Annotated in this window: 24 protein-coding genes; 12 read left to right on the top strand and 12 right to left on the bottom strand. The window is 64.5% G+C overall.

Annotated elements, in window-relative coordinates; translation table 11 throughout:
* Positions 1 to 89: 89 nt before the first annotated feature.
* Together NLN62_RS12800 and purE are read right to left on the bottom strand one after the other, a co-directional pair.
* Entirely contained in the window at positions 90 to 1196 is a 1107-nt protein-coding gene (locus NLN62_RS12800; protein WP_254109033.1) for a 5-(carboxyamino)imidazole ribonucleotide synthase, read from the bottom strand.
* Positions 1193 to 1681, bottom strand: a complete 489-nt coding sequence (gene purE / locus NLN62_RS12795) for a 5-(carboxyamino)imidazole ribonucleotide mutase (protein WP_027525174.1) — start codon at positions 1679 to 1681, stop codon at positions 1193 to 1195. The genes NLN62_RS12800 and purE overlap by 4 nt, the downstream gene beginning before the upstream one ends.
* Before the next feature lie 142 nt (positions 1682 to 1823).
* On the opposite strand from purE, the gene NLN62_RS12790 reads away from it, so the two are divergent.
* On the top strand, positions 1824 to 2534 hold the full coding sequence (locus NLN62_RS12790) for a GGDEF domain-containing protein (RefSeq protein WP_254109032.1): 711 nt from the start codon (positions 1824 to 1826) through the stop codon (positions 2532 to 2534).
* Positions 2535 to 2729: 195 nt separating this feature from the next.
* Here NLN62_RS12790 and NLN62_RS12785 read toward each other — a convergent pair whose 3' ends face one another.
* The 3 genes from NLN62_RS12785 to NLN62_RS12775 form a co-directional block, all read right to left on the bottom strand.
* Positions 2730 to 2981 (bottom strand): hypothetical protein, encoded by a 252-nt coding sequence (locus tag NLN62_RS12785; protein ID WP_254099838.1) that lies wholly within the window; start codon positions 2979 to 2981, stop codon positions 2730 to 2732.
* A 23-nt stretch (positions 2982 to 3004) separates the two neighbouring features.
* Positions 3005 to 3220 carry a hypothetical protein gene (locus NLN62_RS12780; RefSeq protein ID WP_254099836.1) on the bottom strand — a complete coding sequence of 72 codons (216 nt, stop codon included), beginning with the start codon at positions 3218 to 3220 and terminating at the stop codon, positions 3005 to 3007.
* A 105-nt stretch (positions 3221 to 3325) separates the two neighbouring features.
* Positions 3326 to 3532, bottom strand: a complete 207-nt coding sequence (locus tag NLN62_RS12775) for a YdcH family protein (RefSeq protein ID WP_027525178.1) — start codon at positions 3530 to 3532, stop codon at positions 3326 to 3328.
* Between the two features lie 330 nt (positions 3533 to 3862).
* On the opposite strand from NLN62_RS12775, the gene NLN62_RS12770 reads away from it, so the two are divergent.
* Positions 3863 to 4048 carry a YdcH family protein gene (locus tag NLN62_RS12770; protein WP_027525179.1) on the top strand — a complete coding sequence of 62 codons (186 nt, stop codon included), beginning with the start codon at positions 3863 to 3865 and terminating at the stop codon, positions 4046 to 4048.
* Positions 4049 to 4293: 245 nt separating this feature from the next.
* Here the strand turns inward: NLN62_RS12770 and NLN62_RS12765 are convergent, their stop codons facing one another.
* Complete coding sequence (locus tag NLN62_RS12765) at positions 4294 to 5397, bottom strand: NAD(P)/FAD-dependent oxidoreductase (protein ID WP_254109031.1); 1104 nt, start codon at positions 5395 to 5397, stop codon at positions 4294 to 4296.
* 223 nt (positions 5398 to 5620) lie between these two features.
* On the opposite strand from NLN62_RS12765, the gene NLN62_RS12760 reads away from it, so the two are divergent.
* From NLN62_RS12760 to NLN62_RS12725, 8 genes are all read left to right on the top strand, one after another.
* The gene (locus tag NLN62_RS12760) at positions 5621 to 8305 is read left to right on the top strand and encodes an EAL domain-containing protein (RefSeq protein WP_254109030.1); all 2685 of its coding nucleotides are present in this window, start codon (positions 5621 to 5623) and stop codon (positions 8303 to 8305) included.
* A 148-nt stretch (positions 8306 to 8453) separates the two neighbouring features.
* Positions 8454 to 9917, top strand: a complete 1464-nt coding sequence (locus NLN62_RS12755) for a glycerol-3-phosphate dehydrogenase (protein ID WP_254109029.1) — start codon at positions 8454 to 8456, stop codon at positions 9915 to 9917.
* A 75-nt stretch (positions 9918 to 9992) separates the two neighbouring features.
* Positions 9993 to 11162, top strand: a complete 1170-nt coding sequence (locus NLN62_RS12750) for an ABC transporter ATP-binding protein (protein WP_027525183.1) — start codon at positions 9993 to 9995, stop codon at positions 11160 to 11162.
* Entirely contained in the window at positions 11159 to 12070 is a 912-nt protein-coding gene (locus tag NLN62_RS12745) for an ABC transporter permease (protein ID WP_027525184.1), read from the top strand. Before NLN62_RS12750 ends, NLN62_RS12745 begins: the two co-directional genes overlap by 4 nt.
* Position 12071: 1 nt before the next feature.
* Complete coding sequence (locus NLN62_RS12740) at positions 12072 to 12884, top strand: ABC transporter permease (protein ID WP_027525185.1); 813 nt, start codon at positions 12072 to 12074, stop codon at positions 12882 to 12884.
* Positions 12885 to 12897: 13 nt separating this feature from the next.
* A complete protein-coding gene (locus tag NLN62_RS12735; protein WP_254109028.1) occupies positions 12898 to 13335 on the top strand; it encodes a DUF6622 family protein in 438 nt (145 codons plus the stop codon).
* A gap of 257 nt (positions 13336 to 13592) precedes the next feature.
* A complete protein-coding gene (locus NLN62_RS12730; protein ID WP_254109027.1) occupies positions 13593 to 14576 on the top strand; it encodes a TRAP transporter substrate-binding protein in 984 nt (327 codons plus the stop codon).
* Positions 14577 to 14592: 16 nt separating this feature from the next.
* A complete protein-coding gene (locus NLN62_RS12725) occupies positions 14593 to 16620 on the top strand; it encodes a methyl-accepting chemotaxis protein (RefSeq protein ID WP_254109026.1) in 2028 nt (675 codons plus the stop codon).
* Between the two features lie 142 nt (positions 16621 to 16762).
* Here NLN62_RS12725 and NLN62_RS12720 read toward each other — a convergent pair whose 3' ends face one another.
* The 4 genes from NLN62_RS12720 to NLN62_RS12705 all read right to left on the bottom strand — a co-directional run bounded on the left by NLN62_RS12720 (position 16763) and on the right by NLN62_RS12705 (position 22292).
* Positions 16763 to 17614 (bottom strand): carbohydrate ABC transporter permease, encoded by an 852-nt coding sequence (locus NLN62_RS12720; protein ID WP_027525189.1) that lies wholly within the window; start codon positions 17612 to 17614, stop codon positions 16763 to 16765.
* A complete protein-coding gene (locus NLN62_RS12715) occupies positions 17611 to 18483 on the bottom strand; it encodes a carbohydrate ABC transporter permease (RefSeq protein WP_027525190.1) in 873 nt (290 codons plus the stop codon). The genes NLN62_RS12720 and NLN62_RS12715 overlap by 4 nt, the downstream gene beginning before the upstream one ends.
* Positions 18484 to 18589: 106 nt before the next feature.
* On the bottom strand, positions 18590 to 19975 hold the full coding sequence (locus tag NLN62_RS12710; RefSeq protein ID WP_254109025.1) for an ABC transporter substrate-binding protein: 1386 nt from the start codon (positions 19973 to 19975) through the stop codon (positions 18590 to 18592).
* Positions 19976 to 20345: 370 nt separating this feature from the next.
* Positions 20346 to 22292, bottom strand: a complete 1947-nt coding sequence (locus NLN62_RS12705) for an AsmA family protein (RefSeq protein WP_254113473.1) — start codon at positions 22290 to 22292, stop codon at positions 20346 to 20348.
* Between the two features lie 282 nt (positions 22293 to 22574).
* On the opposite strand from NLN62_RS12705, the gene NLN62_RS12700 reads away from it, so the two are divergent.
* Both NLN62_RS12700 and NLN62_RS12695 read left to right on the top strand, forming a co-directional pair.
* Positions 22575 to 23282 (top strand): CoA transferase subunit A, encoded by a 708-nt coding sequence (locus NLN62_RS12700; RefSeq protein WP_254109024.1) that lies wholly within the window; start codon positions 22575 to 22577, stop codon positions 23280 to 23282.
* Positions 23283 to 23355: 73 nt separating this feature from the next.
* A complete protein-coding gene (locus NLN62_RS12695) occupies positions 23356 to 24006 on the top strand; it encodes a CoA transferase subunit B (protein ID WP_027525194.1) in 651 nt (216 codons plus the stop codon).
* 258 nt (positions 24007 to 24264) lie between these two features.
* On the opposite strand, the gene NLN62_RS12690 is transcribed toward NLN62_RS12695, so the two are convergent.
* Both NLN62_RS12690 and nirK read right to left on the bottom strand, forming a co-directional pair.
* Positions 24265 to 25143, bottom strand: a complete 879-nt coding sequence (locus NLN62_RS12690) for an SUMF1/EgtB/PvdO family nonheme iron enzyme (RefSeq protein ID WP_254109023.1) — start codon at positions 25141 to 25143, stop codon at positions 24265 to 24267.
* A 53-nt stretch (positions 25144 to 25196) separates the two neighbouring features.
* On the bottom strand, positions 25197 to 26291 hold the full coding sequence (gene nirK, locus NLN62_RS12685) for a copper-containing nitrite reductase (RefSeq protein ID WP_027525196.1): 1095 nt from the start codon (positions 26289 to 26291) through the stop codon (positions 25197 to 25199).
* Positions 26292 to 26721: the final 430 nt, after the last annotated feature.

Below are 26721 nucleotides of genomic sequence, written 5' to 3'. Positions count from 1 at the left end.
ACGCGTTTGCGCGGAGATCATGCTCAAATAAAAATCTAAAGTGCGACGATGATCGCGCTTTAGGGGGATCGCGCAGCGCCGCGGTCCCCTTACTTGCCGCGGGCGGGCGCGACCTCGGTGACGTGGCCCATCTTGCGGCCCGGCTTGGGTGTGCCCTTCCCGTAGAGGTGTACGGTGGCTCCGGGGACCGTGAGCCACTCTGTGTAGCGGTTGATCTCGTCGCCGATCAGGTTGGTCATGGTGACGACCTCGCCGTGCCGCACGGGCTTGCCGAGCGGCCAGCCGGCGATGGCGCGGATATGCTGCTCGAACTGCGAGACGGACGCGCCGTCGAGCGTCCAGTGCCCGGAATTATGCACGCGCGGCGCAATCTCATTCACCAGCACCTTCGGTCCCGTGCCGTTGGCGAGCACGAACATCTCGACTGCCAGCACGCCGACATAATCGAGCGCGTCGGCGATCTTGCCGGCGACGTTGCGCGCCTCCTCGGCAAGAGCATCCGGAATCTCGGCCGGCGCGCGCGAGATCTTGAGGATGTGATCGCGGTGCTCGTTCTCGGTGACGTCGAAACACTCGACCTGGCCTTCGGCCGAGCGCGCGGCGATCACGGAAATCTCGCGCTCGAACGGCACGAAGGCTTCGAGGATCGCCGACTTGGTGCCGAGGCCGGTCCACACTTTCGCGATCTCGTCGCCCTCGCGGATGATGGCCTGGCCCTTGCCGTCATAGCCGAAGCGGCGCGTCTTCAGCACGGCCGGAAGCCCGATCCTGACGATTGCCTCGCGCAACGATGCGACCGAGGTGACGTCGGCATAGGCAGCGGTGCCGATCCCGAGCCGGGTGATGAATTCCTTCTCGGCCAGCCGGTCCTGGGTGGTCTCGAGGATCTTGCGGTTGGGTAGCACGGGGCGGCGCGCGTCCAGCACCAGCGCGGCCGCGGCCGGCACGTTCTCGAACTCGTAGGTGATGACGTCGACGTCGTTCGCGAACAGCTCAAGCGCCTCGACGTCGGCATATTCCGCGCAGGTCGCGTTGAGCACGACGTCGAAGGCCGGTGAGTCCGGGTCGGGCGAAAACACCTGGCAGCGCAAGCCGAGCCGCGCCGCGGCCATCGCAAGCATCCGTCCCAATTGTCCGCCGCCGAGGATTCCGATGGTGTCGCCGGGCTTCAGCTTCACCCGTTTGGTGCCAGTCACGCCTTGTCCTCCGGGCGCTCGCCCACGGCGTCGGTCTGCGCTTTGCGCCAGGCCACAAGGCGGTCTGAGAGGGCCGGATCGGATAGGGCCAGCACGGCGGCGGCCAGCAGCGCAGCGTTGATTGCGCCCGCCTTGCCGATGGCGAGCGTGCCGACCGGGATGCCGGCGGGCATCTGCACGATCGAGTGGAGCGAGTCGACGCCCCTCAGCGCCTTGGATTCGACGGGAACGCCGAACACCGGCAGTTCCGTCAGCGCCGCCGTCATGCCGGGCAGATGCGCAGCACCGCCGGCGCCGGCGATGATGACCTTGAAGCCTTCGGCCTTGGCGCCCTTGGCAAAGGTGAACAGCCGGTCCGGGGTGCGGTGGGCCGAGACGATGCGGCTTTCGCAGGCGACGCCGAGCGCTGTGAGCGTATCGGCGGCATGCCGCATCGTGTCCCAATCCGACTGGCTTCCCATGATGATGGCGATCGGCGCGGTCATGACGTCAATTGTGCTCGGGAATACAGAAACATAGGCCAGATTATCGGTTCCGGCCGGCGGCTCGCAAGGCGGTGGCAAGGAGAAGGGAATGCACTATCCTGTCTTGGTGAATCCCCGCAAGCCTTCATTGAGCAGGACGCCCATGAAGAAACCAAAAAGGGCGATCGCTGCGAAGGCAAAAAAGGCCCGGAAAAGCAGCGGGAGCCGAGCCAAACCCGCGGCCAGGCGCGCGGCCCGGTCGGCGGGCCAGCCCGCTGTGACCACCGGAGAGGCCAAGAACGCCAAGGCGATCATCCGCAACCTGCGCACCAGGCTCGCCCAGGCCCAGCGGCGCATCGACGAGCTGGAGGCTGCCGCCGACACGGACTTTCTGCTCGGCATCCCGAACCGGCGCGGCTTCGAGCGTGAGCTGCACCGTGCGATTGCCTACATGACGCGCTACGCCGCCCGTGGCGCGCTGATCGTGCTCGACGTCGACCGCCTGAAGCCCATCAACGACTCCTTCGGTCACGCTGCCGGCGACGAGGTGCTCAAGGCGATCGCCGGCACGCTGACGCGGCAGGTCCGCGCCTCCGACGTGGTCGGCCGCCTCGGCGGCGACGAGTTTGCGCTGCTGTTGTGGAACCTCAGCGAGACCGATGCCAGGGCCAAGGCCGCAGCTTTCGAGCAGGCGATCGACGATTTGTCCTTTGTCTTTCGCGACCAGCGCGTGAATGCGGGTGCCTCCGCCGGCGTCGCGCTGCTTGGATCTCACGCCGAGGCAGGCCGCGCGCTGGAGGAAGCCGACGCGGCCATGTATGTGCGCAAGGCCCAGCGGCGGCATGAGCCGCGGATCAGATTGATCAGTAGTTAGGGGTTGGATCGATTGGGCCACAGGCTCGCTCAACTCTCCCGCTTGCGGGGGAGGTCGGCGCGAAGCGCCGGGTGGGGGCTCTCTCTACGTTGGGAGTATCGATTGCGGAGACACCCCCACCCCAGCCCTCCCCCGCAAGCGGGAGAGGGAGCGCACCTTTTGTGTGGCAGCGATCGAACGTAAAGCGATTGCGCTTCAAAGCGCGCTGAGGTCTTCCGGCACGTTGCCGAACTTGCGCAGCAGCTTGGCGTCGCCGAACTCGCCAGTCATGGGATCGCCGCTGCGGCTGAACGCGATCGCGCCGATATGGCCGGCGCCGTGCGCCAGGATCTCGGCGCGCCGCAGCGCGGCGGCCGAGGTCTGACATTCCTCCGCGGCGCCCGCGACCGGCGATCCATCTTCGTCGGTGAGGAAAGGCAGTGCGACATAGTAGGTGACATCGGACATGGTCGGCTCCGAGTGCTCGTTGGCTACGCGGCGCTGGAGGTGCTCCGCATCTTGTTGCGCGACGTCTCGGGAATGCAGCCGGCCGAAATTGCCGCCTGCAATTCCTCGAGCTCCGCTTCTAGATATTCGTTGGCCATGATCAGCGCCTTGATGGTGCTGCGCAGATTGCCGTCACACATCGCGATCGCCTGATCGCAGGCTTGTTCATAATGGCTGTTGTCGAAGGCGGCTGCGGACATGGCATTTCCCCGGAAGCTGGTTGAGGCTCGAATGTTCTTCTTTTGTTCTTTTTGAGTCAAGTGGAATCCGATGCGCGGAAAACGCATCGGGCGCACCGGCTGGGATCAGGCGATGATGTCGGGCGTGATCTGGTCTTCGATGAAGGCGATACGGTCGCGCAACAACAGCTTGCGTTTCTTCAGACGCTGTAACCGCAACAGGTCGGGGGCGGGCGATTGATGCAATGCATCGATCGCCGCATCGAGATCTCGGTGTTCCTGCTGCAACCGGGCGAGCTCGGCTTCGAGTTCGCGCTCGTGTTCATTGGTCATGATGTGCGGTAGCCGGAAAACCCGATGAGGTTGCGAAAGCCTGTGGAAGGCCTGTGGAAAGTATCGTCCTTGCGCGACGTGATCGCAAGCGATCTGGGTCCCCTATCAACGGTCTCTCGCAAAGATATTTCGGTGGATCGCGCCGCCAGCGCGCAGGCGCATTGAAATCATGGATGATTCCTGCGGTGGTTCCTTACTCACTGTTCATTACATATGAATTTTCAAAAATGACAGTGGGACTACGGATACTTATCGACAGAACGAATCGGTGATGTACACTTCTTCGTCCGGATCGAATCCTGAGGTTCAACCCTACCGAGGAGGTTTCGAATGACAATTCAGGCACATCTTGTTGAATTGGAGCGGAAGCACAAACTTCTCGAAAACGAATTGCACGAAGCTCTCGTGCACCTTTCAACAGACGACCTGCAAATTGTTGAGTTGAAGCGCCGGAAGTTGATGGTCAAGGACCAGATCGAGCGGTTGAGGCACGGCGCCGACGACACGCTCCACTAGCAACCCCCGTACACATGTAAGCCTGATCTCGCCCCCTTCACGCAGGGATGAGAGCTGTTGCGCTCATCCCTGCGTCGAGGTGCGAAGCCTCGTGCGATTAGTTTCGTGCGATGGTTAAAGCGCGATGAATCGTCAGCGCGCTTCAGGTTGTTGTTTGAGCATGATCTCCGCGCAAACGTGTTCCGCGTTTGTCGCGAGGGAAAACCGCTTCACGCTAACGCGGCCCTCCGGGTCTGGATCATGCGCTATATGTTTGCGAGCTCGGCGACGTGGTCGGCGATCGCGAGCGATGACGTCAGGCCGGGCGACTCGATCCCGAAGAGATTGATCACGCCATCCACGCCGTGATCGCGCGGGCCCTGCATCAGGAAATCCTGCATGGCCACCGCCGGCGGGACGATCTTCGGCCGTATGCCCGAATAGCTCGGCATCAACGCGCCATCAGGCAGGTCCGGCCAGTATTTGCGGATTGCCGGATAGAATCGCTCCGCGCGTGCGGGGTCGACGGCATAGTCGATCGTTTCGATCCACTCCACGTCGGGACCGAAGCGCGCCTGGCCTGCCATGTCCAGCGTCAGGTGCACGCCGAGTCCGCCGGGCTCGGGCACGGGATAGATCAGCCGTGAGAACGGCGCCTTGGTGCTGCAGCTGAAATAGTTGCCCTTGGCGAGATAGATCGGCGGAATCCGGTCGAGCGGCATGCCATCGATGTTGCGCGCCACCGTCGTCGCTGAAAGACCTGCCGCGTTGACCAGCAGGCTGCATTGCAGCGTCATCGGCGCCTCGCCGCCGGCATCGATTTCGACGACGCCGCCTGACGCCTTGGCGCGGATCAGCGGCGTGTGAAACGCGAACGCGGCTCCCGCCGCTTCGGCCTCGCCGCGCAGCGAGAGCATGTAGGCGTGGCTGTCGATGATGCCGGTCGAGGGCGAGAGCAACGCGGCATCGCAGGCGAGCGCCGGCTCCAGCGCGCGCGCGGCGTCGCCTGCGAGCATCTGCATATCGAGCACGCCATTGGGCTCGGCATGTGCCTTGATCGATTGCAGCTTCTCGGTCTCTTTCGGATTGGTCGCGACGATCAGCTTGCCGCAATTTTTGTGCGGAATGTTGCGCTCGGCGCAGTAGCGGTAGAGCGCATGCTTGCCGCTGACGCACAGCCGCGCCATCCAGCTCCCGGCCCGGTAGTAGATCCCGGCATGGATCACCTCGCTGTTGCGCGAGGAGGTGACGGTGCCGATGGCCTCCGCCGCTTCGAGCACGATCACCTCGCGCCCGGCCTGGGCGAGCTTTCGGGCGACCGCGAGCCCGACCACGCCCGCTCCGATGACGACGCAGTCAACTCTATCCATGGTGGGACGGCAGGTCCGTGAGTGGCGGGGCCAAGGAGTTCAACAAGGGGCTCAACGAGAGGCTTAAGAAACCGCACCCAAGGCGGCTCTCCATTAAGGAAGAATTTATCATGTCAGGGCAATTGCCGTATCTGGCGCCACATTTTTCTGTCGTGCTGACAGGCGTTTACCCGATCCCAACCCGTGAGGCCAGACAATCCCGAGTTGAAATCGCGGGTGGCTGATGGCTGACAAGAACTGGCACGCGAGCGGCGCGTTTCTGACGCCTGTGCAGGCCCTGGCATGCCTGGCCTGCACGGTTGCGCCCGCGCGCGCCTTTGCGCTGTCCGACAATTTCGCCCCGCAGAGCTACCTGGGCAGGCTCGATCCCAATCTGGTCTGGGAGGCGCTGCTTGGCGGCATCGCGGTGTGCTCGTTCCTGGCGGCCATCGTGCTGTGGATCCACTCGGCGTTGCGACGGGTAAGGCGCACGCAGCTCAGGCGCAATGCCTTCGTCTCGTCCGCGCTGAACAATCTGAACCAGGGCGTCGTAATGACCGACGCGCAAGCGCGGATCATCTTCTGCAACGACCGCTATCTCGAGATCTATGGGCTGGCGCGGGCGGATCTCTGGACCGACATGACCAGGGCCGACATCCTCAGGCTGCGTCGTGAGCGCGGCGTGCTCGGCGTGACCGACGACGAGTACTACGAGAAGGCCGCCAGCTCGAACGGCCTGATCACCGAGCTGCCCGACGGGCGCGCCATTCTGGCGAAATATTTCGTGCTGCCGAATGGCGGCTCGGTTGCGACGCATCTCGACGTCAGCGAGCAGCGCACCCTGTCGCGGCAGCTTGCGTCCACCAAGCAGTTTCTGGAAACGGTGCTGAACAACGTGCCAGCCTGCGTGGCCGCCAAGACCATCGAGGACGGCCGCTATATCTTCGCGAACAGCGCCTATGAGCGGTTCTGGGGTTTCTCGCGGGACCATGTCGTCGGCAAGAACGCGCGAGAGCTGTTTGCACCTGCCTCGGCTGCCAGCATCGAGGCGGCCGATCGGGCGGCGCTCGATGCGCCCGACGGGCAGTTCCGCAACCAGTTCGAGGTCGAGCGCGGCTCGGGGGGGCGCATGGTTGCCTCGATCCGGATCGTGGTTCGAAACGAGAAGAATCAGCCGGAATTTCTGCTGCTGGTGTTCGAAGACGTTACCGATCGACGCTCGTTGTCGCGGGAGCTGGAGAGCACCAAGAAATTCCTCGAACTCGTGGTCGACAATATCCCGGTGGCGCTGATCGTGGAGCAGGTCAACGATGGCCGTTATCTGCTCGCCAATCGCAGCGCCGAAACCATCCTCAACCGCAAGCGCGAGGAAGCCACGGGACTGACCGCCGCCGATATCTTCAATGCCAAAGAGGCCAAGCTGATCATCGCGCGCGACGAGGCCGCGATCAGGAAGCGGGGAATGATCACCGAAGAGCATCCTATCTCGACCAAGGATGGCTTGCGGCTGTTCCTCACCCGCCGCGCCACCGTGCTCAACGATGCTGGCGAGCCGGAATATCTGATCAAGACCCACGAGGACGTCACCGATCGCCGCCAGACCGAGTCGCGCATGGCGCACATGGCCTATCACGACGGCCTGACCGACCTGCCCAATCGCGCCGCCTTCCTCCAGGCGCTGACGCAGATGATCGAGGCCTGCGAGGGCACCAGTGAGGAGTTCGCCGTGCTCTGCGTCGACCTCGACGGGCTGAAGGAGGTCAACGACGTCTTCGGCCATGCGCTCGGCGACAAGCTCCTCGTCGAGGTCGCCCAGCGGCTCCAGGACGCCGCCCGTGGTGGTGTGGTCGCGCGGCTGTCCGGCGACGAATTCGGCCTCATCATCGATGGCAAGCAGCCCGACACGGGCCTCGCGCTGGCCCGCCAGCTTGGTGAAGCCCTATCCCAGGAATTCCAGATCGACGGCCGCGCGGTGCGCGCCGGGGTCACCACCGGCATATCGGTCTTCCCGCACAACGGCGCGGACGCCGCCTCGCTGCTCGCCAATGCCGGCGCAGCGCTGTTCCGCGCCAAGCAGAAGTCGCGCGGCACGATCAGCCTCTACCAGCCCGAGATGGACCAGCAGATCCGCGACCGCCGCGTGCTGCACCAGGACCTGTCGAAGGCGATCAAGAACGGCGAGCTCTCGCTCGCGTTCCAGCCGCAGGGCGTCGCCGGCCACACCGTCGCCGAGAGCGAGATCATCGGCTTCGAGGCGCTGGCGCGCTGGCAGCACCCGGTCCGCGGCCAGGTCTCGCCGGCCGAGTTCATTCCGATCGCGGAGGAGAGCGGTCTGATCGTCGAGATGGGCGAATGGATCCTGCGCCAGGCCTGCCGCGAGGCGGCCTCCTGGGCCAAGCCGCTCCAGGTCGCGGTCAACCTCTCGCCGGCGCAGTTTGCCCATGGCGACGTGGTCGGCCTCGTTCACTCGATCTTGCTGGAGACCGGGCTTTCACCCGGCCGGCTCGAGCTCGAAATCACCGAGGGCGTGCTGATCGAGGATTTCGATCGCGGCCTCGCGTTGCTGCGCCGCCTGAAGGCGCTGGGTGTGCGCATCTCGATGGACGATTTCGGCAGCGGCTATTCCTCGCTGAGCTATCTCCAGGCGTTCCCGTTCGACAAGATCAAGATCGACCGCGCCTTCGTGATCAATCTCGGCCGTAATCCGCAATCGGCAGCGATCGTGCGTGCCGTGATCGATCTCGGTCATGGCCTGGAAATGTCGATCATCGCCGAAGGCGTCGAGACGATCGAGCAGCTCGCCTTCCTCGCCAAGGAGGGCTGCGACGGCGTGCAGGGCTATCTGCTCGGCAAGCCCTTGCCGATCGGGCAATATGGCCGCCTCATCGGCCGCGCCGAGACGATGGAGCTTGCGCTCAAGACCGGCTAGTGCGCGGGTCGCGCTCTGGCCATCTGTTTGTGCATGATCTCCGCGCAAACGCGTTCCGCGTTTGTCGCGAGGAAAAACTGCTACACACTTTTCCGGATCATGCGCTAGTGATGGCGAAGTCCTCGCTTCGTTCGTTCACGACGGCTTCATGGCGGATTACGACCTCGCGATCATCGGCGGTGGCCTGAACGGCGTCAGCATCGCGCGCGACGCCGCCGGGCGCGGCCTTCGCGTCATTCTGTTGGAGCAGGGCGATCTCGGTGGCGCGGCCTCGTCGGCGACGCCGCATTTGATCCACGGCGATCTCTCGGTGCTGGAGCGTCGCGGCTTCCGTCGCGTGCGCCGGGCGCTGGCCGAGCGCAAGGTGTGGCTCGCGATCGCCCCGCATCTGGTTCGTCCGATGCGCTTCGTCATCCCTGCGCATTCCGAGGAACGTCCACCCTGGTTGCTGCGCACCGGTCTCCTGCTCTACGACCGCCTTGCAGGGCGCGGCGGCCTGCCGCCGTCCTCGACCATCGACATCACGCATCATCCGGTCGGCAACGCGTTGAGGCGGCCGTTCGGCACCGCCTTTGAATATTCGGATTGCGTCGTCGATGATTCCAGGCTCGTTGTCTTGACCGCGCTGGACGCGGCGGAGCGCGGCGCAGTGATCCGCACCGGCGCGCGCTGCGTGCGGGCCGATCGCGCCGATATCTGGCGGCTCGCCGTCGTCGATCGCGGCCACCGCAGGGTCATCACGACCCGCGCGCTCGCGAACACCAGCGGCGGATGGAGCGTGAGCGTCGCCGAGACCGTGCTCCGACAGCCGCCACCGCGCGCGGGCGCAGTCGTGCAGATCAGCCAGATCGTCGTGCCGCGGCTGTTCGAACCCGACAATGTCTACGTCTTCCAGAACAGCGATGGCCGCCTGATCTTCGCAAGCCCGTTCGAGCGTGATTTCACCCTGATCGGCACCGTGACGCATGACTTCAGGGGCGATCCGGCGATCGTCGCCATGCCGGCCGCTGATGTGAGCTATCTCTGCGAGGCCGCCAGTCGCTATTTTCGCGAGCCTGTCGTGCCGGTCGATGTGGTGCGGACGATGTCGGGCGTCAATCTGGCGCCTGCCCCCGGGCGCCGGCGTGATGGTGCGCTCGCATTCGATGCGCGGCGGCGCAAGGCGCCGCTGATCACGATGTTCGGCGGCGACGTCACGACCGCGCGGTGGCGCGCCGAGCGGGCCGTGACCAGGCTGACGCCGTTCTATCCGATGTCGCGGCCCTGGACGGCGGCGGTGGCGCTTCCGGGCGGGGACTTTCCCTGGCAGAGCTTCGAGGCGGAAGTCGACGCCGCGCGCGACCGCTGGCGCTTTCTCTCCGAGGCGCAGGCGCAACGCCTGGTGGGTGCCTATGGTTCGCGGCTGTCGGCCGTGCTGGGGGAGGCGACGAGTCGTGCCGAGCTGGGGCCGGCTTTCGGTCCCGAACTGACGGGAGCCGAGGTGCGCTACCTCATGCAAACCGAATGGGCCCGCTTCCCCGACGACGTCCTGTGGCGCCGCTCCAAGCTCGGACTGACCATGCCGCCCGCCGATCACGACGCACTGGCTGCGTTCATGGCGAATGCGGTGTGAATGATCGGCATCGAACCGGTTGAGCCGGGGGCCTTCCGCCGCTAGCGTGCGGCTGCATTGGGGCCCGCAGGGAACATGGCTGACGAACTCGAGGGGATCAAGGCGGCCGACGCGGCCAGGCCGGGCGCGCATCCAGCGACGGGTCGGCCGCTGCTGCGCATTGACGGCGTGGTGAAGAATTTCGGCGCGTTCCGCGCGGTCGACGGCGTGTCGCTCGACATCGGGGCCGGCGAGTTCTTTGCGCTGCTCGGTCCCTCCGGCTGCGGCAAGACCACGCTATTGCGCATGCTGGCCGGTTTCGAGGCGCCGGACGCGGGGCGCATCCTGCTCGGCGGCAGCGACATCGCGCAGGCGCTGCCGCACGAGCGGCCCGTCAACATGATGTTCCAGAGCTACGCGCTGTTTCCGCATCTGTCGGTGCGCGACAACATCGCTTTCGGCCTGAAGCGCGCCGGCATGGCGCGCGCCGATATCGCCACGCGCGTGGCCGAGATGGTTGCGCTGGTGAAGCTGGACGGGATGGAGAAGCGCAAGCCGGACCAGCTCTCCGGCGGTCAGCGGCAGCGCGTCGCGCTGGCGCGTGCGTTGGCGCGCCGCCCGCAACTGCTGCTGCTCGACGAGCCGCTGGCGGCGCTCGACAAGAAACTGCGTGAAAGTACGCAAGGAGAGCTGATGGAGCTGCAGCGCCGGCTCGGCATGACCTTCATCATCGTCACCCACGATCAGGAGGAGGCGATGACGATGGCGACGAGAATCGGCGTGATGGACGCCGGCAAGCTCGTGCAGGTCGCATCGCCGCGCGAGCTCTATGAGGCGCCGCGCTCGCGATGGATCGCGCAGTTCGTTGGCGACATCAACCTGTTCGAGGGCGAGCTGCAATCGCGTGAAGCCCATCGCGTGACCATTGCCACCCGCGATGCCGGAACGCTCGTCGTGGCCGAGCCGCGCGCGCCGGTCGGCAAGACGACAGTGTCGGTGGCGATCCGCCCCGAGAAGGTCAAGCTTTCGCGCCGTGCGCTCGATGGTGATGCGGACCAGGGGCCTGCGATCAATCGGCTAGAAGGCACCGTCAGCGACGTCTGCTATCTTGGCGGCAGCACCGCCTACAAGGTGAAGCTCGATGCAGGTGGCACGGTGCGGTCCGCGATCGCGAATACCGCGCGCCGCGACAGCGATGCGTACAGCGTGAACCAACGCGTGGTGGTTTGGTTCACGTCAAATGATTGCGTGGTGCTGGAGCAATGAGCGCGCGCCGCATCTTTGCCAGGCCCGCGCGCTTTGCCGCGATCGCGCCTTACCTCTGGATGGCGCTGTTCTTCCTGGTGCCGTTCGGCTTCGTGCTGAAGATCAGCCTGTCGCAGACGGCGATCGCGCAGCCGCCTTACGAGCCGGTGTTCGACTTCACCGCGGGATGGGCGGCGATCAAGGCCGCGTTCGGCGCGCTGTCGATCGAGAACTTCAAGCTGCTCGTCTCCGACGACCTGTACGTGTTTGCCTATGTCAGAAGCCTCACCGTCGCGATCACGGCCACCGCGATCCTGCTCCTGATCGGCTATCCCATCGCCTATGGCATGGCGCGGCTGCCGGCGCGCTGGCAGGCGGTGGCGATGGTGCTGGTCATCGTGCCGTTCTGGACCTCGTTCCTGATCCGCATCTACGCCTGGATCAACATCCTGCAGCATGACGGCCTGCTCAACCAGATCCTGCTCGCCTTGCATCTCGTCAGCCAGCCGGTGGTGTGGCTCTCCACCGACAGCGCGATGTATCTCGGCATCGTCTATTCCTACCTGCCGTTCATGATCCTGCCGCTCTATGCGACGCTCGCCAAGATGGAGCCGGCGCTGGAGGAGGCCGCCGCCGATCTCGGCGCGCCGCCGGGGGCGGTGTTCTGGCTGGTCACCTTTCCGCTGTCGCTGCCCGGCGTCGGCGCCGGCGTGTTGCTCTGCTTCATTCCGATCGTCGGCGAGTTCGTGATCCCGGATCTGCTTGCTGGCTCCAACTCGCTGATGATTGGCCAGACGCTGTGGCTGGAATTCTTCACCAACAAGGACTGGCCAGTCGCATCCGCAGCAGCCATCATTCTGCTGATCGTGCTGCTCGCACCGCTGCTGCTCTACGAACGGGTCCAGCGGCGGCAATTGGAGGAGCGGTGAGATGGGCAAGGTCTCCCGCCTCTCCCGCTTCAACGTCGCCTCGCTCGCGCTGGGGCTGGCGTTCCTTTATCTGCCGATCCTCATCCTCGTCATCTATTCCTTCAATGCCTCGCGGCTGGTGACGGTGTGGGGCGGCTGGTCGCTGCGCTGGTATCGCGAGTTCTTCAACGACCGCGCCATGATCGAGGCGGCCTGGATGAGCCTGCGCGTCGCGGTCGCTTCGGCCAGCATGGCGACAGTGCTCGGAACGCTGGCCGCGATGGCGCTGTCGCGCGGCGAGGGATTTCGCGGCCGCACGCTGTTCTCGGGGATGCTCTATGCGCCGCTGGTGATGCCGGAGGTGATCACCGGCCTGTCGCTCTTGCTGCTGTTCGTCGCCTTGAACGCCGAGCGCGGCTTCTGGACGGTGACGATCGCGCACACCACGCTGACGATGTGCTTCGTCGCCGTCGTGGTGCAGTCGCGCCTCGGCTCGCTCGACCGCTCGCTCGAGGAGGCCGCCATGGATCTCGGCTGCGCCCCCGTCCGTGCCTTCCTTTTGGTCACGCTGCCGCTGATCGCGCCGGCGATCGTGGCCGGCTGGATGCTGGCCTTCACGCTGTCGCTCGACGATCTCGTGATCGCGAGCTTCACCACCGGCCCCGGCTCGGCGACGCTGCCGATCCGGATCTATTCCGAGGTGCGGCTCGGGGTGAAGCCCGAGATCAACGCCATCTGCACGCTGGTGATCGGCCTGATTGCCATCGTCATCGTCATTGCCTCGCTCGCCTCGAAACTGTCGAGCTCGCAGGGCGAGAGCGCGGCGCCGCTTTGAGCAGGGAGCAATCATGACCTTTGCCTATCAGATCCTGATCCACACCCCGGTCTGGGTGTTCGCGCTGCTCGCCTTTCTGGTGTGGCAGGGCATCAAGGCCATGCAGCCGCGCACGACGCCGATCTGGCGCGCTCTGATCGTGCCGGTCGTGTTCATCGTCTGGGGCGTCTCGCGGATCGGCTTCGGCCATCAGGATAGCGCGTGGCCGTTCGTTGCCTGGATCGCGGCGGCTCTGGCGCTGCTGCCGCTCGGTATCCTGACGCCGCGCCCGTTCGAGATGGATCACAAGAGCGGCGAGATCATCCGTCCCGGCAGCGCGTTTCCGCTGATCCGCAACCTCATCGTGTTCGGCCTGCAATATAGCGTGGGCGTGATCTCGGCGATCGATGCGAGCGACCGCGCGCTCGCGATCATCGTCGGCCGCGCCGTCTCGGGCGCGACCGCCGGCTAGTTCATCGGCTCGACCATTGCGCTGCTGGTCGCCTATCGCAGGAAGCGCGTCGTGGAGTGATCGGCTCGACCGCGGCGCCCGTTTGAGGCTTCCCTGCCCGTAGAATGCGACCGAGTCGCGAAAAGCCGCGGTCGATGGCAGCAGGTCGATGCGAACCTATCTCGACCGAGACCGATCCTTGGGCCCGCTTGGTATCTAGGTTAACCGTTCGTATAGCTTGTCTGGTTATCGTCGCGTCGCTTGGGGAAGGGTGGGCGATGAAGCAGCTCCATATTGGCGTGGTCAGCGCAGCTCTGGCCTTATTCTGTCTCGCTGTTCGGCCGTCGGCCGGCGCGACGCAGATGGTGTCGCTACTGTACAATGGCTCGCCGCAGTCGCCGCAGCAGATTGGCTCGGACGAATTTCGCCGCAAGCTCGTCGAGATCGCGCAAGGCCGTATCATCCTCGACGAACGTGGTGGCATCACGTTGGGCAGCGAGACCGCGATCCTTGCCGCAATGCGCAGTGGTGTGGTCGATATGGCGACCCTGTCTGGCTCCGTCGTCAGTTCCGCCGTCCCTGAATTCGGCGTATTCGACGTGCCGTTCCTGTTCCGCGATGCTGCGCAAGCCAAGGCGGTCGCGGAGGGGCCGGTCGGCGCTCTATTCGCCAAGCATTTCGCCGACAAGGGATTGGTGCTGCTCGCGATCGGCAAGCAGGGCTTTCGCAACGTCACCAATTCGAAGCGGCCGATTCATTCTCCCGCAGACCTCCAAGGGCTGAAGATTCGCGTTCTGCCGAACGAGGTCTATCAGATGACCTTCAAAGCGCTGGGCGCCGAGGTCGTGCCGATGGAGTTCACGCAGGTGTACTCCGCATTGAAGGACGGCCGCATCGATGGGCAGGAGAACCCGGTCATGACGATTGCGACCAGCCATCTCGAGGAAGTGCAAAAATATGCCAGCCTGACAGGGCATTTCTTCGCGCCCATCGCCTTCGTCGCCAATCGCGATGTGTTCCAGGCCCTGAAGCCGGCCGACCAGGCCGCGATCATTGCCGCTGCCAAGGCCGGTGCGGAGGCGACCTGGCAGAGCGGCGTCGCGGAGGAGACGAAGAAGCTCGAGGAGCTGCGCAAAGCTGGCATGGAGATCATCGAAAAGGTCGATCGCCAGCCGTTCATCGATGCCGTGAAGCCCCTGGAGCCCGAATTCGAGAAGCGCTTCGGCAAGGATCTGCTCGCCCGGATCCGGGCTACGCCGTAATTCCCCGGGAAATGTTATGAAACTTTCATTGCTCCTGTCGCGCATCGGCATCCGCCCACGCATCTTCGGCGGCTTCGCACTGGTGCTGGGTTTCCTCTGCGTGTTGGCGCTGCTCGCCGTCTTGCGGCTGTCCGAGATCGGCGGCACTGTCGGAGATCTCGTCACCAGCGCTGATGGTGATGCCGGCATGGCGAGGGTGCATGCCGCGCTGCTCTCGGCGAACGTCACCGTCGAGAAATTCATCCGTACGCGCAATATCGGCGACCGCGATAGCGCCATGAAGGCGATCGACGGCTTTGGCCAGACGTTTGATCAGGTCGACCAGCAATTCGCTCGCCTGCCGGCGATTGCCGCGGGCCGAAGCGCGTTGGTGGGTGCGCTTGGCGCTTATCGAAATTCCTTCACGGCGGTAGCTGGCGCCGTCGATCGTCTGCGCAACGCGAGCACCAGGGGCGAGGCGCTCGGCGCCTCAGCAGGCCTCGACGTCAGCGCGATCAATGTGACGCTCGCCAACCAGCCCGACCGTCTGCTCCAGCCGCTGCGTCTGGCCGGCACGGTGGATGCGATGCGCGTGGCAGTGCTGCGTTTCACCATCACCCAGGCTCAGGTCGACGCCGATGATGCTTCGCTGACGATCGGCTATGCACTGACCGCGGTTGCCGATAGCGAGGCAGAAATCGCCGATATCGAGGCGCCACGACTGAAGAGCCTGATCGCAGCTCTGAAGAAGGCTCTTGCCGATCAATCGGCGACACTGACCGAGCTTTCTGCCGCGATAGGCGAGCTGCGCAAGGCGCAAGCCGATCTCGTCAAATCCAGCAGCACGATCGACGCCAAGACAGCCGAGATCAACCGGGCCCTCGGCGCTACGCGCACCGAGCAGAGCCGGCTGACGGCAGAGTCGGTCGATCATACGCGCAATCTCGTGTTCACGGTCGCCGCGTCCGCGCTCGTCTTGGGTGCACTGCTGGCCTGGCTGATCGGACGCAGCGTGTCGCGTCCAATCGGCCAGATGACCTTGCGCATGCAGAGCCTTGCAGCGGGCGAGCTCGATGAGGCGATCCCGGGTGGCGGGCGCGGCGACGAGATTGGTCATATGGCTGGAGCGGTCGAAGTGTTCCGCCAGAATGCGCAGACCGTCCGGCGCATGGAGCAGGAGGCCGCAGCGCAGCGTGCCGCAGCCGAGACAGAACGTGCGTCGATGATGGCTCAGCTTGCCGATCGCTTCGATAGCGGCATGGAGGGCGTCATTGGCGGCGTCTCAAGCCGCGCCGAGGAGATGGGACAGAGCGCCGAAAGTCTCGCCCGCGTCGCCGAGCGCGGTCGCTCGCTCGCCGAGCAGGTCGCCGCGACGTCGGCCCAAGCTTCCTCGAATGTGCAGACCGTTGCGGCCGCAACGCATCAACTTGCCGCCTCGATCAAGGAGATCTCGAGCCAGGTCGCACGCTCCGTATCGGTGTCGGACCAGGCCAAGGTTGAGGCGTCCCGTACCGAGGCGCTGATGCGCGCGCTGTCGGATTCCGCCGAGCGGATTGGTACGGTGGTCCAACTCATCCAGGCGATCGCGAGCCAGACCAATCTCCTGGCCCTCAATGCCACGATTGAGTCGGCGCGAGCCGGTGATGCAGGCAAGGGCTTTGCCGTGGTCGCAAACGAAGTGAAGAGCCTTGCAACTCAGACCGCGCGCGCCACCGGGGAGATCGCAGGGCTCGTCGCGGAGATCCAGGGCTCGACCGGACAGTCCGTCGCCGCGATCGGCCAGATCGGCAAAACCATCGCTGAGATGACGGAGATCGCGACTACGATTGCCTCCGCCGTCGAGGAGCAGGGTGCAGCAACCAGCGAGATCGCCCGCAATGTCGAGCAGGCCGCAAACGGCACGGCGGCCGTGACCGACCAGGTCGGCGCAGTCCGCACCGTGGCTGGAGAAACCGACGCCGGCGCCGAAGCTGCACTCACGGCGGCTTCGGCATTGCAAGATCAAGCACGGGCGCTCAAGAAAGACGTCGCAGAATTCTTACAGACTATGCGCAAGGCGGGGTGAGGGCATCTGCGCGGCGCCGTCCTTCTTCGGCGTATCGTGGCGATCTGGCTGGCCGCGCCATCTCGGGCGCGACCGCGGGTCATTTCATCGGCACGACCATCGCGCTGCTGGTCGCCTATCGCAGGAAGCGCACTGCTGATAGTTAGGACTTCACCGCACCCGCGGTGAGGCCGCCCACCATGTAGCGGCGGAAGGCGTAGTAGATCGCGGCCGGCGGCAGCGCGTAGATGAAGCCGGTCGTCATCAACAGCTCCCAGGGCGAGTCGTCGGCGGCGAGGAAGTTGCCGAGCGCGACGGGGAGGGTGATCTCGCGGTCGTTCGACAGCAGCAGGAACGCGTAGAGATATTCGTTCCAGGCCAGTAGCACCGCATAGGTGCCGATCGCGACCAGCGAGGGCATCATCAGGGGCAGATAGACCAGGCGGAAGATCTGCAGCGTGGTGGCGCCGTCCATCACCGCGGCTTCATCGAGCTCGACCGGCAGCTTGTCGGAGGCCTGCTTCAACACCCAGATCGCGTAGGGCGAGGCGATCGTCACCATCGCAAGGATCAGCGACCAGTGATTGTTGAGGAGGCCGTAATTGCCCATGGTCCGGTACATCGGCACGGCGAGGAACGCCGCCGGGATGAAATAGGTGAAGAGCGCGAGATTCATCACCACGCGCCCGCCGGGCACGCGCAGCCGAGAGATCGAGAACGCCGCCGCGGTCGCGATGAACAGCGTCAGCGCGCCGACAGACGCCGCGATCACCACGGAATTCCAGAACTGGACGTAGAAGTCGCGCAGGAAATAGTGCTGCTGGTTGAACACGATCGAGAAGTTGTGCAGCGTCGGATGGTCCGGCCACAGTTTTCCGGAGAACGCGTCTTCCTTCGGGGAGATCGCGAACAGGAACATGTGATAGATCGGCACCATCGTCCAGATGAATACCGGGATTCCGATCAGCAGCAACTTCGCTTCGGTCGCGACTTCGCGCAGGGTGGGGAGCTTCATCGCGACAACCGTTTCATCATGAAATACACGAGCGGCAGGACGAACGGCATCGCGCAGACGATGGAGGCCATCGCGAGCGAGAGCTGGTCGAGCCGGAGATAGCGGATGCCGAGCGTCGACAGCACATGCGTGAGGTCGGCCGGGCCGCCGCCGGTCAGGAGGTAGACGCTGTTGAAGTCGCCGAGCGTCCAGATCATCGAGAGCAGCGTGCAGGTCACGTAGAGCGTCTGCATCGACGGCCAGGTGATGTAGCGGAATTTCTGCCACCAGCTCGCGCCGTCGACCTCGGCGGCCTCGAACAGATCGTGCGAAATCGCAAGGCGTCCGGTGATCAGGATCAGCGTCCAGAACGGCAGCGATTTCCAGATGTGCACGCCGATCGCCATGGTCAGCGCGACAGTCGGATCGTTCAGCCAGTTCGGGCCGTCATCGCCGGTGAGGCTGAAGATGAAGTGGTTGACCATGCCCCATTCGGGATTGAGCATGAAGCGCACCGACAGGATGGTCGGGATCGACGGCACCGCCCAGGGCAGGATGAAGATCACCGAAAGCCATTTGATCCAGGTGCGCTGCTGCGCGAAGAAGCCGGACAGGAACAGCGCGATCAGCATCTTGATGTTGATGCCGATGACCAGGAAGATCAGGGTGTTGACCGCGGCGCGCGCGAAGATCGGGTCGTTGTAGAGGGCGACATAGCTCTCGGGATGGCGCGCCAGCCACAAGCCGTAACAGACGGGGTAGACGACGAAGGCCAGGAAGACCAGGAAATAGGGTGCAAGCAACACGATGCCCCAGACCTGCGCCGGGGTCAGCCGCGCCGACAGGGGCGGCGATGCTACCGCTTGATCGCCAGAGAGCGTGATCGCCATTCTTTTCGAACTCTCTTTTCGAACTCTTCAAACGAGCTGTCGGCCGCAAAATGCGGCCGGTGTTGTTTTACACCTCTCCCCGCAAAGCGGGGAGAGGCAGGATGACTTAACCCACGACCTGCTTGATGCGGGCGATGAGTTCGTCGACGGCCTTGTCGACCGGGACCTTCTCGCTCACCACCCGGTTCATCGCCTTGGCCCAGACGTTCTCGTTGTTCAGGATGGTGAACTTCCAGTTCTTGGTGAAGTCGAACGGCGCGGTGCCGCCGGTGAACTGGTTGTAGACCGCCTTGCGATGCCGGTCAGCCTGCCAGAACGGGCTCGCCTGGCTTTCCTTCGTCACCGGGAACCAGCGGCCGAGCGCGCCCTCGATGTAAGGACGGACGTTCTCTTCCTGGAGCAGGAAGCTGATGAACTGCTTGGCCTCGGCCTTGTTCTTGGCCGCGGTGAAGATCAGCCCGGTCTTGACGTCGGAACGGTAGCGGATGGTCGAACCATCGGGCGCCTTCGGGAAGGACGCGGTGATGATATCCTGCTCATAGGCCTTCTTGCCGGCTTCGCGCTGCTCCGGCGTCAGGTTCTGGTTGGTGGAGTCCTCGAACCACTTCGCTGCGATCGAGATCGTGAAGTTGTGGGTCATCACGATGGTCTTGTTGTGGAAGGCGACGTTGTTGTCCGGATCCTTCCAGGTCGTGGAGGAGGGCGGCGTGCAGCCCTTGATGTAGGTGTCGGTGTAGTCCTTCATCGCCTTGATCAGACCGTCGCGGACCTTGGGGTCGTCGACCAGGAGCTTGCCGTCGTCGTCGACGAGCTTGACGTGGTAGGCGTCCATGAAGGTGTAGAACGACTGGAAGCTATCGGTGGATTCCACGCCCATCGGCTGGCCCACGGCATAGATGCGCTGGCCGGTCGCCTTGCGGATCGCCGGCTGCACCTTGTCGCACCAGAACGACCAGTAGCCTACCCAGTCGTTCGGGATGTCGCTCTGCTTGAAGCCGGCCTTCTCCAGCATGTCGCCCCAGATCTGGACGTGCATGCTCTGCTGCTTCAGCGGGAAGCCGTAATAGGCCTTCTTCTTGGCGACGTCGTTGTAGAGGATCGACGCTTCCAGCGTGTTCGGTACGAACCGGTCCTTGATCGGCTCCATGACGTCGGACAGATCCTCGAGCTTGCCCTCATAGGCCCACTTGCCCTGCGCCTGCACGTCATAGGAATCGGAATAGGCGACATCCGGCACGGTGCCGGCATCGAGCGCGGCCACCGTCTTCGGAATCATGTCCTGGATCGCGTACTGCGACAATTCGACCTTGATGCCGGTCTTCGCCTCGAATTTCTTGATGGTGTCGAGCAGCGCGTCGTCTTCAGATTTATAAAATCCCTTGCCCCACCAGACCGTGATGGTCTTCTGCTGGGCAAACGCGGGTGCAGTGACGGCGAACAGCCCGGCCGCAGCTACCGCGAGTGAAAATGCGCCAATAACCTTAGATTTCACGTTTTTCTCCCTCAAGTCGCCGATGTTTTAACCGGTCGGGAAAAACACTAGCGCATGGGCGGGAGCCGATCTAGCGGCATCTTGTCAGACCTAGGTCGAGGTGGATTCGGTCGCGAACAGTCTTAATGTCGCGCCATCGATCCAATCGACGCATCAATTCACGGCAATCAATTCGCGCTGCGTTGGTTGCGCGCCGCTAGTCCTGCTGCGTCACAAGACCCTGATGGTGAGGAGCCGGAGCGCGTCTCCGGACGATGCGCCGCATCGCCGGGCGAACCATGAAGGCCCGGATCTTACGCGCGGCCATCCTTCGGGACGCGCGTTGCGCGCTCCTCAGGATGAGGAAGGGAATGCTTGTGACGTAGTAGCGCTAGTTGGATTTCGCGCCGTCCTTGACGCTTTCCTTCGCGTTCTCCGCGGTCGGTGCCGCCGCGGCATCGGGGGCGGCGGGCTTGGCGCCGGTGAAGCGCTCGAGCACCGAGCGCACGGCGTCGCGCGTCTTGGGATTGCGCACGGATTCGAGCAACGGCGCGGACGCCGGCGAGCGGCGGATCAGGCTTTCCGGATCGGGGAAGATCAGCGGATCGTCCCAGGGCCCCTGCACGACGAAGGGCAGCTCGAAGCCGGACGCGCCGTTCAGGCTCGCCACGCCCTTCATGTCGTATTCGCGCGTCGGCACCGAGGCGGTGCCGGTCAGCGTGATCTTTGCCGTCGGTCCCTCGATGTGGATGTCGTCGGCGGTGGCGATGCCGTCGGCGAATTTCACCGACAACGTCATGTTGTTGTAGGGCGTCGAGCCGCTGCGGAAATTGCCGCCGCCCGACAGCGGCCGCCGCTCCAGCCGCTTCAGCAGCTGCTCGGCGTTGAAGCCGGAGATCGCGCCGTCGTGCCCGGTCACCGAGGCAGTACCGTCGAGCGATTGCACGAGGCCGAACGGGCTCGAGCCGGAAGCGACCAGGGACACGTTGATGTTGCCGCGGCCGGACAGCTTGTTGATGCCGAACAGCTCGGAGGTGCAGGCCTGCAGATCGACGTCGGTGAACTGGAATTGCGCCTTGACGTCGGCGACCGTGTCGGAGCGCGCGATCCCGAACGAGCCCCTGGCGATGCCGCCATAGACCTGCGCCTCGCCAACCGAGAGCGCCAGCGTGCCGTTGCGCAAATTCGCGCCGATCGCGGTGCGGCCGAGTTTCGACGGTCCGACCGTCAGCCGCGCCGCCGACAGGCGCATGTCGAGATCTGTGGTCGACAGGCCGTTGAGGTCGAACAGCTGCCTGTTCCAGTCGCGCGCGCCGCTTGCCAGCAGGCGGAAGGTGGAGATGTAGGGCGTGAAGTCGAGCGCGTCGGCTGCGAGCGTTGCCTGGAGCGTCTGCCGGCCGTTGTTGGCGTAGGTCATGACGCCCTCGGCGACGTTGCCGTCGAGCTCGACATTGACGTTGGTGAGCGCGATCGAGGCGCCCACCACGTTGGCGCGCGCCTTGAGCGCGAAGCGGCCGAATCCGCCGCTGCCCGGCTGCGGCTGGCCGGTCCAGCGCAGCGCGTTGCGCAGGGACGGACTGTCGATGGTGAGCGTGCCTTCCATCATCGCGCTGGTGCGGTTGGCGACGCTGCCGTCGAAGGCGAGCTTGAGCGGCGGGCTGGTGATCCGCGCCTTCAGGCCCGAGCGGTCGCCGGAGAGCGCTGCGACGAAATCGGAGAAGCTGATCGAGCCGTCGACGCGCTCGCCGCGCCAGTCGAACTGCCCGGTCGCGGCAAAGGAGCGCGAGATCGAGGGCCAGGCCAGCGAAAGGTCGATGTCCTCGAGCTTTTCGGTGCTGTGGCTGGCGACGTCCTCGTAGTCGAGCACGCCGTCCTGGACCCGGATCTCGGAGAACGACACCTGGTTGTCGGCGCCCGGCGTCATGGTGCGCGCGATGGTCTGGATGAAGGGGGTCCAGTTGCTGTCGCCATTGGCCTCGAGGCTGACGTGGATATGCGGCCGCAGCAGCATCAGGTCGGCGATCTCGAAGCGCTGGAGGAGGAGCGGCAGCAGGCGCAAATTCGCGGTGAGCACGTCGACATGCAGAGCCGGATCGCTGTGCCCGCCGGGGCCCTTCAGGCTGACGTCATGGAAGGAGACGTAGCTCGCCGGCAGCACTGAGATGTCGATGGCGCCAGCGACATTGAGCTCGAGCCCGGTGACGGCGCGGATCTGGCCCTCCACCGCCTTGCGCAGCGCGTCGCGGTTGATAAGCCAGGAGGTCGCGACCAGGGCGATCAGCACGATGCCGAGCAGCGCCGCAATCGGCGTCCCCAGGCGCTTCATTCCTTGGGCCATCGTCAATGGCATGTCCTGATCGGGTCGTGTTGTCGGGTGCTCAACTGGCCGAGTCGGGAGCCCAACACGCTCCGCGCGCAAGTCCTTAACGTCAAGTCCCGTAACTTGATGGGTTTTCTTGTCGCTTTCAAGGCCGCGGAGGCGGTTATGCCCACGGCGTGGGCAGCCTCTACCACCGCAGCCGGGCGCGTAAAACCCCGTATCATTGACGGCTCAAGATCATTTCGCCTAATAATCCCGGCCAACAACGGGCTTAACGCCTCACACCCAAGGTTTCCCGGCATGAACAAGGTCTATCCCGACGCCAAGTCGGCTCTCGATGGCATTCTCAAGGACGGCATGATGATCATGTCGGGCGGTTTCGGCCTCTGCGGTATCGCCGAGGCGCTCTCGGACGCGATCCGCGACTCCGGCGTCAAGGGCCTGACGGTGGTCTCCAATAATGCCGGCGTCGACGGCATCGGGCTCAGCCGCCTGCTGGAAACCCGGCAGATCAAGAAGATGATCTCGTCCTATGTCGGCGAGAACAAGCTGTTCGCCCAGCAGTACCTCGCGGGCGAGCTGGAACTCGAATTCAACCCGCAAGGCACGCTGGCCGAGCGCATCCGCGCCGGCGGTGCGGGCATCCCGGCCTTCTACACCAAGACCGGCGTCGGCACGCTGATCGCCGAGGGCAAGGAAGTGAAGGAGTTCGACGGCCAGAAGTACCTGATGGAGCGCGGCCTGTTCGCCGACCTCGCCATCATCCACGCCTGGAAAGGCGACACTGCCGGCAACCTCATCTACCGCAAGACCGCGCGCAACTTTAACCCGATGATGGCGACCGCCGCGAAGATCACGGTGGCCGAGGTCGAGCATCTGGTTCCGGCCGGTGAACTCAATCCCGACCACATCCATACGCCTGGTCTTTTCGTGAAGCGCATCGTCGAGGTCGGCACGGCCAAGAAGCGCATCGAATTCCGCAACACCCGCCCGCGCCCGGCAGCTTGAGCGCATGATCCGGAAAAGTGGAGACCGGTTTTCCGGCAAGATCACGCGCAACTAAGGACTACAGGAGAATAAGATGGCCTGGACCCGTGAACAGATGGCCGCGCGCGCCGCGAAGGAATTGCGTGACGGCTACTACGTCAACCTCGGCATCGGCATCCCGACGCTGGTGTCGAACTACATCCCCGACGGCATGGACGTCAGCCTGCAGAGCGAGAACGGCATGCTCGGCATGGGACCTTTCCCGTATGAGGGCGAGGAAGACGCCGACCTCATCAACGCCGGCAAGCAGACCGTGAGCGAGCTGCCGTCGACCAGCTATTTCTCGAGCGCGGATTCCTTCGGCATGATCCGCGGCGGCCACATGGACCTGTCGATCCTCGGCGCCATGCAGGTGGCCCAGAACGGCGACCTCGCCAACTGGATGATCCCCGGCAAGATGGTCAAGGGCATGGGCGGCGCAATGGACCTCGTCGCCGGCGTCAAGCGTGTCGTGGTGGTGATGGAGCATTCCGCCAAGGACGGCGCGAAGCTCCTGAAGAGCTGCACCCTGCCGCTGACCGGCGAGCGCGTCGTCGACATGGTCGTCACTGATCTCGCTGTCTTCACCATCGACAAGCACGGCGACGGCGGCATGGCCCTGATCGAGCTCGCAGACGGCGTCACGCTCGACGAGGTCAAGTCCAAGACCGAAGCCGAGTTTCGTGTCGCGCTGAAGAACACGTAAGCTGCGAATTTGATCGTTGCCGATGTGGCCGGGCTCGTCCCGGCCATTTTCGTTTGCGGGGTAGTTCCCTCGACGGCGCGTTGTTGACGCCGCGCGCCTTCCGCATTTGACGCTGCCATGCCCCGCGAAGGCGGGGCATCCAGTACGCCGCGGCCTATCGATTCTAGCATGACCGTCTCGGAGTACTGGATCGCCCGATCAAGTCGGGCGATGACACCGAGGGTGGGGCACGCATGCGCTTGCAACAACGGAGTGCCGCTACGACCTCACGGCCCAAACCCTGCCCCACCGCTGCGACACGCTCGCCACCCACGACGTCTCCTCGCGAACCAGGCGGAAGCCGAGATTGGCGGGCGGGACGCCTTGGGCGCAGCCGCCGGCGCGGGCGTCGCGGATGAAGTCGGTGACGTAAGCACGGTGCGCGCCCTCGGCGACGCGTACGCCGCAATTGATGGTCTGACGGCCCGCATTGCCGTTCTCGTCCACCCGGTCGCGCACGAAGCAGGTCGAGGTCCATTCCCAGACATTGCCGGCGAAATCCAAGATCCCATGCTCGTTCGGGCCGAACTTGCCGAACGGATAGGTTGCGGCGTCCGACCGGTCGCGTTCGGATTCGCGCTCGTAGCGGCTGATCCATCGTTTTGAGGGATCGGCGGCGTCGACTGGGGAGCTGTCATCCCTGAACTTGCTGCCGGCAGCGAATGCCCATTCCTCATCGCTCGGCAGGCGCCAGCTCTTGCCGGTCTTGCGCGACAGCCAGCCGGCATAGGCCTGCGCATCGTGCCAGCTCACCTGCACCGCGGGGCGATCGGATGCGACCACGACGTCGCGGTCGAGCGCGCGGCACGCGCCGTCGTGCACGCAGAGCTGATAATCGGCGGAGGACACCTGCTGCTGCATGATCGCAAGCGGCTTTGCAAAGCGTAACTTGCGCAGCGGCGCTTCCGCCTGTTGGCCCGCACGGGTGAAATCGCCTGCGGCACGATAGGCGAAACTGCCGGCGGCGATCTCGACCATCGCCGGCTCGCTTGCCGCGCCGCGCGTTGTGACATCGGTCATCAAAGGCGCAACGGCAAGCGGCGTTGCAAATCCGGCGACGCAGGCGAGCGCCAGCTTGAGCTTGAATGCGATCAGCATGGGAGTCCCCCGAAAGAAGAAGGGGCCGGTTCATCACCGGCCCCTCGTACGCGCTAGTTGGTCGGGGCCGAAATGTCCGCAGGCGCCTTCACCTGGGTCATCAGATCGTCGTTCCACTTGCCTTCGATCTTGAAGTGCGCGGTGGCACCGAGGTCGGCGGCCTCGATCAAATTATGCGTGACATAGGCGTAGATGCCGGGCTGCAGGAACTTGTACAGCGCTGCGCCCGCCGAGCCGCCACGGATGAACCAGGTCTCGAGCCCGGTCTCCGGCGCGTTACTGAACTTGCCGGTCTCCCAGACATAATCGCCGTGGCCGCCGATCAGATGCGGGCGACTGTCGCGATTGGCCTGCGAGTGCACGATCAGCACGTTCTCGCCGACATTGGCGGTCAGGGCGTTCTTGCCGGTGAGTGCGCCGACCTTGCCGTTGAATACGACGTGGGAGGGAACGAGCTTCTTCATCACCTCCTCGGTGTCGGTGTAGGCCTCGCCGGGCGAGTCGTAGGACTTGAAGTTGCCCTTCTCGTCGCGCGGCACATACATGTCCTGCTCGCCGATGTAGTAGACCTTGTCGTATTTCAGCGCGTGGCCCTTGCCGTCGTTCAGCCCGTCACGCGGCAGCACCATCACGGCGCCGTTCATGCCGGAGACGACGTGCCAGGGGATCATCGCGCCGCCCGGCGCGCAGTGATAGACGAACACGCCGGTCTTGGTGGCCTTCCAGCGCAGCACGACCTGCTCGCCGGGATTGATCAGCGTGAGGGCGCCGCCGCCGAGCGCACCGGTCGCGGAGTGGAAGTCGATGTTGTGCGGCATGGTGTTGGTGGCGGGGTTGACCAGCGTCACTTCGACATAGTCGCCTTCATGCACCACCATCAGCGGGCCCGGCATCGAGCCGTTGAAGGTCATCGCCTGGAAGGTGGTGCCCTTCTCGTCGATGACGACCTTCTTCTCCTGGATCGTGAGCGTGAACTCCATGATCTTAGGCGCCTGCTTGGTGGCCTGCTCGTGCGCATGCACGAAGGGCGGTGCGACCAGCTCGACCCTCTGCCGCGGCAATTTGAGATCGTCGGCGGCAAGAGCGGGGGTCGCCAGCATCAGGGCGGTCGCGGCGGCGCTGATCAATGCGGCTCTGCGGGTTAGCATCGGAAGCATCCTTCATCTGAAAAGGTTTTGATGACGGGACCCACTCTGCGCTTCCTGGTGCAAGAGAGTTTGCGCTGCAACAACCTTTCGCCTGATTTGCCTCCGGAGCACTACTTAGGTCGTTCACCGAAGCAGGATCGGTGAGACGACGTTAACCGCATCCGACGGCGTGATGTGGATGTCGAGGCCGAGCGACCAGCGTCCGGACAGTGGCGCCGACATCGTTACGCGCCATTGATCGTGACCGACGCGTTCTGCATTCGCAGTGACAGGCGCAACGCCATGCTCGATATTGCCGAGTGTGACCGAGACGGAGCTCGCTGCGAGCGGCAACTCATTCGCATCTTCAAGCTGAATCGCGATCTCGACCGGACCGGCGCGACCCGGCGAGACCGTGACGTTGGCCATCGCCTTCTCGGCATGCAGATGG

The organism is Bradyrhizobium sp. CCGUVB23, from assembly GCF_024199885.1.
In the GTDB taxonomy this organism is placed as follows: Bacteria; Pseudomonadota; Alphaproteobacteria; order Rhizobiales; family Xanthobacteraceae; genus Bradyrhizobium.
This window is presented reverse-complemented; position numbering and strand designations above follow the sequence as displayed.